Annotated in this window: 9 protein-coding genes; 8 read left to right on the top strand and 1 reads right to left on the bottom strand. The window is 44.6% G+C overall.

What is annotated here, in order from left to right; all coding sequences use genetic code 11:
- Nucleotides 1–68 precede the first annotated feature (68 nt).
- The 8 genes from dnaK (at nt 69) to F453_RS15670 (ending at nt 11,769) form a co-directional block, all read left to right on the top strand.
- A complete protein-coding gene (gene dnaK, locus F453_RS0107835; protein WP_018967521.1) occupies nt 69–1,985 on the top strand; it encodes a molecular chaperone DnaK in 1,917 nt (638 codons plus the stop codon).
- A 356-nt stretch (nt 1,986–2,341) separates the two neighbouring features.
- Nucleotides 2,342–3,076, top strand: coding sequence for an ion transporter (locus F453_RS0107830; RefSeq protein WP_018967520.1), 735 nt, complete (start codon nt 2,342–2,344; stop codon nt 3,074–3,076).
- Between the two features lie 489 nt (nt 3,077–3,565).
- On the top strand, nt 3,566–5,899 hold the full coding sequence (locus F453_RS0107825; RefSeq protein WP_159105088.1) for a toll/interleukin-1 receptor domain-containing protein: 2,334 nt from the start codon (nt 3,566–3,568) through the stop codon (nt 5,897–5,899).
- 607 nt (nt 5,900–6,506) lie between these two features.
- Entirely contained in the window at nt 6,507–7,721 is a 1,215-nt protein-coding gene (locus F453_RS0107815) for a porin (protein ID WP_018967517.1), read from the top strand.
- Between the two features lie 428 nt (nt 7,722–8,149).
- Nucleotides 8,150–8,755, top strand: a complete 606-nt coding sequence (locus tag F453_RS0107810) for a DUF6621 family protein (protein WP_018967516.1) — start codon at nt 8,150–8,152, stop codon at nt 8,753–8,755.
- Between the two features lie 82 nt (nt 8,756–8,837).
- Complete coding sequence (locus F453_RS0107805; protein ID WP_026292509.1) at nt 8,838–10,076, top strand: saccharopine dehydrogenase family protein; 1,239 nt, start codon at nt 8,838–8,840, stop codon at nt 10,074–10,076.
- Nucleotides 10,077–10,114: 38 nt separating this feature from the next.
- Nucleotides 10,115–11,140, top strand: a complete 1,026-nt coding sequence (recA, locus tag F453_RS0107800; RefSeq protein WP_018967514.1) for a recombinase RecA — start codon at nt 10,115–10,117, stop codon at nt 11,138–11,140.
- Between the two features lie 272 nt (nt 11,141–11,412).
- Nucleotides 11,413–11,769: a hypothetical protein gene (locus F453_RS15670; protein WP_148295805.1), complete on the top strand. Its 357-nt coding sequence runs from the start codon at nt 11,413–11,415 to the stop codon at nt 11,767–11,769.
- Here the strand turns inward: F453_RS15670 and F453_RS0107795 are convergent.
- Nucleotides 11,762–12,538 carry a lipocalin family protein gene (locus F453_RS0107795; protein WP_018967513.1) on the bottom strand — a complete coding sequence of 259 codons (777 nt, stop codon included), beginning with the start codon at nt 12,536–12,538 and terminating at the stop codon, nt 11,762–11,764. The two genes, F453_RS15670 and F453_RS0107795, sit on opposite strands and share 8 nt — an antisense overlap.
- Nucleotides 12,539–12,551: the final 13 nt, after the last annotated feature.

Below are 12,551 nucleotides of genomic sequence, written 5' to 3'. Positions count from 1 at the left end.
TGCCGCACCGCAAGGCCACAGCCGCGAGTAATTAAACAACGAACAAAAATATAAAACAAAATATTCTTATGGGAAAAATTATTGGAATTGACTTAGGAACAACTAACAGCTGCGTTGCCGTTTTTGAAGGCAACGAGCCAGTGGTAATCGCCAATAGCGAGGGCAAACGTACCACGCCTTCTGTGGTGGGCTTCGTTAAAGACGGCGAACGCAAGGTGGGCGACCCCGCCAAACGTCAGGCCATCACCAACCCCAAGAACACCGTTTACTCGATTAAACGATTTATGGGAGAGACCTACGAGCAGAGCCGCAAAGAGGCTGAGGCCATGCCTTACACCGTAATAAACGAAAACGGACTGCCTCGTGTGGATATCGAAGGCCGAAAATACACACCGCAAGAAATATCGGCGATGATACTTCAAAAGATGAAGAAGACCGCCGAAGACTATCTCGGACAGGAAGTAACCGATGCCGTTATTACGGTTCCTGCGTACTTCTCCGACTCGCAACGTCAAGCAACCAAAGAAGCCGGACAAATTGCTGGCCTCAACGTACAACGTATCGTTAACGAGCCAACGGCTGCCGCCTTGGCATACGGCGTAGACAAGGGCAACAAGGACATGAAGATTGCCGTGTTCGACCTTGGTGGTGGTACGTTCGATATCTCCATCCTCGAATTTGGTGGTGGCGTATTCGAAGTGCTTTCTACCAATGGCGACACCCACTTGGGCGGCGACGACTTCGACCAAGTGATAATCAAATGGCTGGCCGATGGCTTTAAGGCCGACGAGGGAATCGACCTAACGAAGGACCCCATGGCCATGCAACGTCTGAAAGAGGCTGCCGAAAAAGCTAAGATTGAACTGTCGAGCACCACGTCGACCGAAATTAACCTGCCTTATATATCGGCAGAGGGCGGCGTACCCAAGCACTTGGTGAAGACCTTGACGCGTGCTCAGTTCGAGCAATTGGCACACGACTTGATACAGGCTTGTCTCGTACCATGTCAAAACGCCATAAAGGATGCCAAGCTGTCTACATCGGATATCGACGAGGTTATCCTCGTAGGAGGTTCGAGCCGCATCCCTGCCGTGCAGACATTGGTAAAGAACTACTTCGGCAAAGAGCCTTCGAAGGGTGTTAACCCCGACGAAGTGGTGGCCGTAGGTGCTGCCATTCAGGGTGCTATCCTCAACAAGGAGAGCGGTGTGGGCGACATCGTGTTGCTCGACGTTACGCCTCTGACGCTGGGTATCGAGACAATGGGTGGCGTAATGACCAAGCTTATCGAGGCCAACACCACCATTCCGCACAAGAAGAGCGAAACGTTCTCTACAGCAGTAGACAACCAAACGGCTGTTACCATCCACGTTTTGCAGGGCGAACGTCCTATGGCTTCGCAGAACAAGAGCATCGGACAGTTCAACCTCGAAGGTATCGCACCCGCTCGTCGCGGTGTTCCACAGATTGAAGTAACGTTCGATATCGACGCCAACGGCATCCTCAACGTGTCTGCCAAAGACAAGGCCACGGGCAAGGAACAGAAGATACGCATCGAGGCTAGCAGCGGATTGAGCAAGGAAGAGATTGAGCGCATGAAGGCTGAGGCTGAACAAAACGCAGCTGCCGACAAGGCCGAGCGTGAGAAGGTGGACAAACTTAACCAAGCCGACTCGATGATTTTCACCACCGAGAACTTCTTGAAAGATAACGGTGACAAAATCCCTGCTGACCAAAAGCCAGGCATCGAAAGCGCACTACAACAGCTTAAAGATGCCCACAAGGCTGCCGATGTTGCCGCAATAGACGCTGCCATCAACAACCTTAACAGCGTGATGCAAGCTGCTAGCGCACAGATGTATCAAGGCGCAGGCGGTGCTCAACCCGATCCCAACGCTGGTTTCCAAGGCGCAGGCGGTGAACAAGCACAAGGCGGTAGCACTGGCGACAACGTGCAAGACGCAGATTTTGAAGAAGTGAAGTAAAGAAATAAACCTTTATAGTAATCGCAGCAATCCTTACGGATCGCTGCGATTATTTTATAAAACATTCAACTGCACTAATTTAATAGTATGAACAACAAAAAATAAAGTTAAAAAATCACCAAGGAAAAACAAGAAATAATTTGTCTTCCTTTCCCAAGATCGACTACGACGATACAACCATCGATTTCAACCGAGACAAAGAACAATACTCCACTCTGACGCAGTTGGAAAGAAACAAATTGGTAGCTGCGCCTTCAAACTTTACTTTCCCTGATAACTCCTTAAATTAGGAGTTCACAGAAAACACATAACAAATGTATCCGACATTATAACTTCGGAAGAAACTATTTAGCAATATGAATAGACAGAAGATAGCAAACATAATTGACAGAAAATCGCATTCCAACTGGATATGCACCGCTTATGACTGGTTTATGGTTTCGACCATTCTCATAAGTCTACTTCCGCTTATGGTTATGAAGTCGCACAAAGTGTTTTGGTATACAGAACTTGGCTCAACACTTGTTTTTATTATCGATTATTTGCTAAGATGGGGCACAGCCGATATAAGAAACGACAATCGCAAGTCGGCATTCTTGACTTATCCGTTTTCTCTTATGGCAATCATAGACCTGCTATCAATCTTACCTGCCATCACTCTGCTTAACCCTGCATTCAAGCTATTCCGATTTGTGCGCCTGTTAAGGCTGACAAGGGTGCTGAAGATATTTGGCATATCGAGTAAGGTAAGACTGTTCATGTCCATACTTTACAAAGAGCGTCAAGTGCTATCCTCGGTTTTAGTGTTGGCTCTGCTGTACATCTTTGTTACAGCACTTATATTGTTCAATGTCGAACCACACATAAATCCATATACCGGTCAGCAAACATTTCATTCCTTTTTCGACGCTTTGTATTGGGCCACAGTAACGCTTACCACTGTTGGCTATGGAGATATGTGCCCCGCCACCGATGTAGGAAGATTTGTCAGTATGCTCTCGTCACTGTTTGGTATAGCTGTAATCGCACTGCCTTCTGGCGTAATAACAGCCAGCTATCTTGATGAACTAAGAAGGAAACGAGATAGGTAGACCTCCAAAATGAAACAGATAGTTTCAAATCCATCTCCATGATGATGAAAAGAAAGGCACTATACCAAGCCACCTAACAATAGAAGAGGAACAGCCTTAACGCAAAAAATATCCTCCTTCATGTCTGCCTATACAATATAATTTACTATATTTGCAAACAATTAGATAACATTCACAAAACATTTAATAACTAAAAAAAGAGGCATTAACCGAGAATGAGATTAGGTAGACTTAAGTCGCCCAAAAACTTGGCATGAGTTACACCAATACGAATTCTTACGTTTGCAATCGGCACCAGCCAAATCTTGAACAACTAATGCAGATAGCCGAGACAATGGATAAATACATCGACATGAAAATTCGTGTAAACGAGTATCATGTGAACTTGTTCACAAATGGTCGAGTGCAACTGAATTTATGCAACCTAGCCCTTATTATTACGAATTTATTAAGATAAAAAATAACTGTAACACATTAAAAAACATTATCATGACCCACAAGATGTTTATTTCACATAGTAGCGTACAAAAACCTTATGTAGAAGAATTGGTCAAACTAATAGGAACTAATTATTTAGTTGTTGATAAATATACTTTTGAAAGTGGAGAAAAACTCTGGGAAGAAATTCGTAGTAAGATTAATGAGTGTAATCACTTTGTGTATCTGATTTCAAAGGAAGCTTTAGCATCGAATTGGGTCAAGCAAGAAATTTCCTACGTTAGAGAAAGAATAGACGATGATGCCATAAACTTCTATCCTGTAATCATTGATGAAACTATAGATGTAGACCATCCTGATATCTCAAAATGGATAAAGAAAGAGTATCTGATCAATAAATATATTAACCCACATATTCTTTCCATTCTACTGAAAAGAAAGATACTACGCAGTATTTGGAAAGAATTCCCATCACTACAGGAACAAAGTCATTTATTCATTGGTAGAGATGAGGAGTTGCAAGAATTATCTAAATTATATTTTGAGAATAGTGGCAACAGCAAAAATACTTTAATAGTCTCAGGGTTGAATAATATAGGACGCAAGCGGTTACTACGTGAATTTGTTTCTAAGCGTGTTGTTGTTAAAGGAGATAGTACAGATCTTATAGATATAAGGTTAACAGATACTGATAGTGTCTCTGAGTTTGCAATACAACTTAATGATATCTTGGGAAAATTTAGTTATGATTCTCTGTTGTTAAATATTAATGACAAGGAAAGAGCACTAGCTACGACTATATCTTTATTAAATCAGCTACATGAAGTGAAAGAGAGTATTGTCATCAATGATGACAATTGTATTGTGAAAAGTAATGGGCGGATTACTGAATGGTTTATTGATTTAGTAAAAGATAGTAGGCTTTGTAATCATTTGCATTGTAGTATTGCGTCTCGATATACTCCACGCCCAGATTTAAGTCAAATATTCCCTCACATCGTAACACTACAGATACATCCTCTTACCAATAGTAATATGGAACTACTCTTTAATGCATACTCAAAATTAAGAGATCTGTCAATACCCAATGCTGACATGAGGTTCTTTATAGACAAATTATCAGGCTATCCTGGACAAGTTTTGTTGATTATTAATTCCATAAAGCATAGCAATATCGCTATTGCCAAGAAGGATATTAACAAATTAATTTGTCAGTTTGATCAAAACTATCAAAATGTCTTATCGGAGATCAAAGACGATTCCCGAGCATTTCAGATTTTAATTCTATTATCTAATTTCGAGTTCATTAGTTACGATTATTTATGTCAGATTTGTGGAGAAGATATTGCTGATGTCTTAGAACAATTCCATTACCTGTCATTGACCGAATCGTTTGGATTGGGGAAACAATATATTTGCTTAAACTCTGCAATCACAGATTATATTAGACGCGTTAAATTTAAATTATCCCCTGAATACTCAAAAAAAATAAAAAAAATTACAAGTCAGATTATTATCGACACAGACGATAATATTACTGATATATCTTACCGTTTATATGCAGCTAAAAGCATTTTAAAAGAAGGAATTAAGGGAGGACGAATAGATGAACGATACCTTTTACCATCTTTCATTTTAAAAGTCATTACGGAAGAATATTATGCGGGTAATAATGATAATGTAATATATCTTGCAGACCGCATAAAGAAAGGATACCATAAAAAATCATATGAGGAAATTATTAGAAGTATAAACTACTGGTTGTGTTGCGCATTATGTCGCAATAAGGATAATCGCTTCTTTAGTGAAATAGAATATTTCAAAAATTCTCAATATTCTTACAACTTTCTAAAAGGTTTCTATTATAGACATCAAAAGCAATATGAGAGGGCAAAAGAGTTCTACGGCGAGGCTCTTAACAATGTAAAACGATATGATGATTACTCCTCAAAAGCTGAACATGAAATGGTTATGGTTTGCATGTTTCTTGGCAGATATGATGAAGCGTTAGATTTAGCTAGGCATAGTCATGAGAGAAACCCATCAAACAGTTACCATATTGAATCATATTTTCGTTGTCTTGTAAGAACGGCACATCCAGACAAAAATACTCTAACGCAACTAATGGATGATATGCATAATTCTTTTGACATACACAAAAATACTATTTACAAGACAATGAAAGCAGAATATACGTATTATGTGGACAAAGATTTCTCTAAATCAATTGAACTATTAAGGGAAGCCATATCCATGGGCAAGGACAGTTATCGTAATTACCCTGTGAAATCTTTAAAGGAAATTTGTAAAAAGATGGATGCAATTAGTATCTCTGATTCTATTATTAAAGAGTATGGTATTTCAACAGAAGATTCTATATTGTAGTAAGTTAAGAATGTGACAAATCACCGATATTTTCTAATCAACACCATTCAAATCGAGGAAAGATTTTGTAACAAAATAACATAAATCATTGATATTCAATACGAGATACACTTAAAGGAAGTAAAGCAAGAAACAAATACAAAACGCCTCAATAGCCCACAAAAGCTATTGAGGCGTTACATGTTTGCCTGTCTTTACACGCCTCACCTACTACTGAAAAGCCCCTTTATCTTCACCCAAAAACCACACAACACAATCAAAAACACAAACATTCCGCAATAGCAACAGCACCCTCTTTTCTCCTCTCATCCTCAAAAAACATCCCATCTATGCACCATACTAGCGCAAACTTTCCTATATTTGCATATTGGTACGCACGATCATCATATACTAACGAATGATGGACGGGTGCGACACAACCATCAAACAATCAGACTATGGCTACGGCAATCATCCTTTTGCAACTCGCAAGCGTGTTCACGTTCATCCTCGCTGGCATCCGAATGAAAGCATAAGCCCCATGAGCGCATCAATTAACGAACCCCACAAGTTCACCAACTAACAAACCCAAACACTCATAAACTTTAAATACTCACTAACAAACATCATGAAAGTAAACAATCTACTTGCCGCCATGTCCCTGTTCCTGTGCCTGCCCCTAACGGCTCGGGCGCAGGGAAACAACACGGGTATGGGTGGAGAAGACGACAACACGCCCTCGATTGCCGAACGGGTGCTGAAACTGGAAAAGAAGACCGACGCCTTTAACCTCTACCTCAACTTCGCCGCAGCAGCACGTGCCACCGAACATAACAGCACGTGGAAGGGGGCGTTTGTCAACCGACAGCTACGCTTGGAGATTAAAGGACACGTCACGGACAAGCTTTTCTATCGCCTCAGACAGCACCTCAACAGTGGCTACGAACCGCAAGGCGAAGACAATTTCGCCAAGGCCACCGACATGATGATGGTGGGTTACACCTTCAATCCTAAGTGGGAAGTGCAAGCAGGAAAGATCGGCCAGATATGGGGAGGCTACGAATACGACGAAAATCCGCTCTTTATATACCAATACTGCGACTTCGTTGGGCACATGGAATGTTTCGTTGCGGGTGCGCAAGTAACGTTCAAGCCCACACCAACCCAAGAGTTTGGCCTACAAATAACCGACTCGCACAATGGCACTTTCGAGCAAGAGTATGCCAAGGAGGCCAAAATGGCTGGCCCGAACTTTGCTACCGACCGCGAACAACTCACGCCCAGCAACATACCCCTCACCTATATCGCCAACTGGAACGGAAACTTCTTCAACGACCGACTACAAACCCGATGGGCATGGGGACTGCAAACGCAGGCTAAGGGCAAATATTCGCGTATGCTTAGCCTTGGTCAAAGGCTCAACTTGCCTAAACTGCAATGGTACATTGACTATTATGGGGCCGTTGACGAACTAGACCGTTTGCGCATCGCATCGGGCGAATTAACTAGCCTAGTAAACAACGAGAAAGACGTATTCTTCGGCAACGTGCACTACAACGCCCTCGTTAGCGAGGCCAATTGGCAGTTTGCACCGCGATGCAACCTCAAACTTCGGGGCAGTTACGAAACCACCAGCATTCCCCAATACGAGGCTTTAAAAAACTATCGCAAGTATTACAGCTATGTGGCCAGCCTAGAATACTTCCCCATCAAAGGACAAAACCTACGCCTTTTCTTGGCTTACATGGGTCAGAAAGTAGACTACAACCAAGCCTGCGGACTATCCGATTACCACATCAACAAGTTCGAGCTGGGCCTGATGTATCGCATAAAATGCTATTGAGGCAGGAGATCATTTAGGAGTTAATTTGAGGAGTTAAGGAGTTAAGGAGTTAAGCCAAATGTATAGGTGGCGTTAGTCATTTTTTCACCTTTTCACTCTTTCACCTTTTCATCTTTAGGAGTTAAGGAGTTAAGCCAAATGCCTTACGATTAACGGCATCCTTTCCTGCTCATTGTCAACTTGTACACATTAAACTTGTTAACTCGTCAACCAAGTTTAGCCAAACATCAGTTAACGAGTTGCCAAGCACACGAGTGTACAAGGAGAACTGCAACTCTGCAACAAGGCATTTGGCTTAACTCCTTAACTCCATAACTCCTTAACTCCTAAAAAGAACTCCTTAACTCCATAACTCCTTAACTTCTCAAACTAAAAAATAATCACCCCGCCCTGCCTTTTTTACGCAAGTTCTTGTTAACTTTGCAACAATGGAGAAACAAGCCGTAAATAACAATTGGAGCGAAAACGTCATCGTAGTTGATGCCGATTACGTAGACAACGTGGCATTCAACCTCATCGTTAACTTCGAACGCATCATCGGCCGACGCATTCCACAGGCCGACTTAGCACGCTGGCTCGACTGCATTGCCCTCGATGGAGGCGTGCGCAACGGCGAAAACAGCCTGCAAGTGGTGATGGTTCATGGCAAGACAAAGACCCAAATGGAGAACTTTTCGCCTGCCAACTTCGCCGACGAACTAAACGGCAAGGCCTTCAAAGACAACTTGGGCGAGTTCGCCATCGGCACATACGCCGTGGAAGACTTGGTTAACGCCACCGACTTTTTTCTCGACGTGGTGCAAACAGTATGTGCCCAGCCCGAAGTTAAGCGCGTGATGGTTGTGCCAAACGCCGAAAACGCCGAACTATACGAGGGCCTTCGCCGGCAGATGCACCGCCTAGACGACGATACCAAGCGCGTAACCGTCTTCGCCATGCAGCCCCTTCCCGGTGGAAATTTCCGCCAAGAGATATTGGGCTACTCGCTCATGAACGCCCTCGGCATAAGGAGCGACGAGATAAACGCCCAATAAACACACTGGCGTGCGCACCGAACAACATCTCCGCAACATCTTGCGGCAACACAAACATAGCAAACAGAAACAACAAAACGATATGGGAAAAGTTCTTATGATTGGCGCAGGTGGCGTTGCTACCGTGGCCGCATTTAAAATCGCACAAAACAAAACGTACTTCGGCGAGTTTATGATTGCCAGCCGCCGAAAGGAAAAGTGCGACGAAATAGTAGATGCCATACATGCCAAAGGCTATGATATGGACATCAAGACGGCACAAGTAGACGCCGACGACGTTGAACAACTGAAAGCCCTGTTCAACGACTTTAAGCCCGAATTGGTTATCAACCTGGCCCTACCCTACCAAGATCTCACCATCATGGAGGCTTGTTTGGCCTGCGGTTGCAACTATCTAGACACCGCCAACTACGAACCCAAAGACGAGGCACACTTCGAATACTCGTGGCAATGGGCCTACAAGCAACGCTTTGAAGAGGCAGGGCTCACCGCTATCTTAGGCTGTGGATTCGACCCAGGCGTAAGTGGCATCTACACGGCATACGCAGCCAAGCACCATTTCGACGAAATTCACTATCTCGACATCGTCGACTGCAACGCCGGAAACCACCACAAGGCCTTCGCAACCAACTTCAATCCAGAGATTAACATACGTGAGATAACCCAAAAAGGCTTGTACTACAAAGACGGAGAATGGCTCGAAACCGAACCGCTGGCCGTTCATCAGCCCATCACTTACCCCAATATTGGTCCGCGCGAAAGCTACCTGATGCACCACGAAGAGCTTGAAAGCTTGGTGAAAAACTATCCCACCATTCGTCAGGCACGCTTCTGGATGACCTTCGGACAACAATATCTTACCTATCTCGACGTGATACAAAACCTCGGCATGTCGCGTATCGACGAGATAGAATACGAGGCTCCGCTAGCCGATGGTTCGGGTAAACGCGTCAAAGTGAATATCGTTCCCTTGCAATTCCTTAAAGCCGTGCTGCCCAACCCACAAGACTTGGGTGCCAACTACGATGGCGAAACATCCATTGGCTGCCGCATTCGTGGCGTAAAAGACGGCAAGGAACTTACATACTACGTTTACAACAACTGCAAACACCAAGAAGCCTACAAAGAAACGGGCATGCAGGGCGTTAGCTATACCACGGGTGTGCCGGCCATGATTGGTGCAATGATGTTCTTCAAGGGCCTCTGGCGCAAGCCAGGTGTATGGAACGTAGAAGAGTTCGACCCCGATCCATTCATGGAGCAGCTTAACATACAAGGACTGCCTTGGCACGAAGAGTTCGGTGGCGACCTTGAATTGTAGTCCTTAAAACACTCCCATCATACCTAAAACAACAACAAATGGCAAAAGAAGAAAGCAAACAACTTTCGCCCGATGAGGCCAAGCTCAAGGCCCTTCAAGCGGCGATGAGCAAGATAGAGAAAGACTTTGGCAAGGGCTCGATAATGAAAATGGGCGACGAGCAGATAGAGAATGTAGAGGTGATACCCACAGGCAGCATCGGCCTAGACGTGGCCTTGGGCGTTGGTGGCTATCCACGCGGCCGCATCATCGAGATATACGGCCCCGAATCGTCGGGTAAAACCACACTTGCCATTCACGCCATTGCCGAAGCGCAAAAGGCTGGTGGCATTGCCGCCTTTATCGATGCCGAGCATGCCTTCGACCGTTTCTATGCCGAAAAGCTTGGCGTAGACGTGGCCAACCTTTGGATTTCGCAACCCGACAACGGCGAACAGGCACTCGAAATAGCCGACCAGCTTATCCGTTCGTCGGCCATCGACATCCTTGTTATCGACTCCGTAGCTGCCCTTACCCCCAAAAAGGAGATTGAAGGCGACATGGGCGACAACAACGTGGGTCTGCAAGCACGACTGATGAGCCAAGCCCTGCGCAAGCTAACGTCCACCATTAGCAAAACCAACACCACGTGTATCTTCATCAACCAGTTGCGCGAGAAAATCGGCGTGATGTTCGGCAACCCCGAAACAACCACTGGCGGTAACGCATTGAAGTTCTATGCCAGTGTTCGTTTGGATATTCGCAAGGTTACGGGCATTAAAGATGGCGATACCATTGTGGGCAACCAGGTGCGTGTAAAAGTGGTGAAAAACAAGGTTGCACCGCCTTTCCGCAAAACCGAATTCGAAATAACCTTCGGTGAAGGCATATCGAAAGTGGGCGAAATTCTCGACCTTGGCGTTGAATACGACATCATTAAGAAAAGTGGTTCGTGGTTCTCGTACAACGACGCAAAGCTGGGTCAAGGGCGCGACGCCACAAAGGCCTTGCTCAAAGACAACCCCGAGTTGTGCGAAGAGCTAGAAGCCAAAATCATGCAAACCATTAAGGATAAGCAAGATTAAGGATTAACCCTCTACCCCTTGCACGCCCCAATGGACTAGAAAGCATCAAAGCGGAACGGACATCAGCCCGTTCCGCTTTTTCTTTTTCCTTTGCCCACATCGTAGCTGAGCCGCTATCGCCACCAAACGCAAACATGCTTTTATCCCAAATTGGCCGTTGCCTTTACCTTAAATTGGCCGCTAGAACCTGTGCAGGCTTTGTGTCTTGCAGGGCATCTTATCTGTCTCCTTCAAGGTATGGCAAACTACGTCAAGATAATAAAACAAGCGAGATGCCGACAACCAAACGAAAGATGGACTGGAAACAAAGGAAACAACCTAAAATAATTGGTAAGCGGTATAACCACCAATTGGGGTTTAAACGTGTGGCAGGGCGCAGAACGGCTTTGCCCATACGGCACACAACACCCTTTCTCCTTAAAAACAGCAGGCCAACACGGCCACCAAGACATTCCCCACTTGCAACGAATGCTGCCATAGCCCATCTGCGTGCCCTTATCGCTTATCCCATGCAAGGTCCGAACAGGGCGCACATCTTCTATAAACAGCTAAAAGGCGAACCCCATACCATTGTGCGGTCCGCCTTTTGTCAATCTAGGCCGTGGCCCAACAACAGTCGTCTCACCTAACTTTATTAAAGTATAGTGTCATCAGCCCATTTTGGGTATTCTCTCTGTAAATCAACCGTTGGTTGTTATTTTCGAAATTCATGTCGAACGTAACGTGTTCTCCACTATCGCTAACGCCAGAATATCTCCCCCCTTCATTCTTCCAGGTAAAGTTCGTTGTTGTCTTAACGCACCTGCCGTTCTCTGGGTAATCCAAATATATGGTAAGCCCCAGCACACTGGCCACAACAGAGCCAGACAAACATTCACCAGGCTTCACCTGCACCACCGTTTTGCCCACGCTTGCCTTAGTTAACTGCCAATAACCAACAAGGGGATCTAGATAACTATAGTCAACTCCCTTTTTATGCAGCACTTGTATCTCGTCTCCGTATAAGCCGTTCTTCCAGCTAAATATTAGTTCCTTGCCTATCATGCGATAGTTAATGGAGGTTCTCTTGCCCCTATCGGTAGGCGAGTCTGCAGCAACAACCATATCAAACACGCCATTATTGGCGGTGTATTCGTAATATATGGACTTAAGCTTGCAAGTACCATCCCTGCCATCATACCAATCGTAATGTATTCGGTTTCCAGAGATGCGCCATACCGATTTCTGGGAACATTGGTTGGAGGGAAACCACCTATATCCCTTGTTACTGCTATTGTTATTTCCCACGTAAATATACCAGTCGCCATCTAACGAGGTGCTACCCTCATTATCGTCTTTACTGCAAGACGAAACAAGCAACGCCAAAACAGCAAATGCCAAATAAATAAACTTTTTCATAAGATTTCCATTT

It is taken from the genome of Hoylesella loescheii DSM 19665 = JCM 12249 = ATCC 15930, from assembly GCF_000378085.1.
Classification (GTDB): Bacteria; Bacteroidota; Bacteroidia; order Bacteroidales; family Bacteroidaceae; genus Prevotella; species Prevotella loescheii.
The sequence above is the reverse complement of the archived record's forward strand: the minus strand, read 5'-3'. Positions and strand labels throughout refer to the sequence as shown.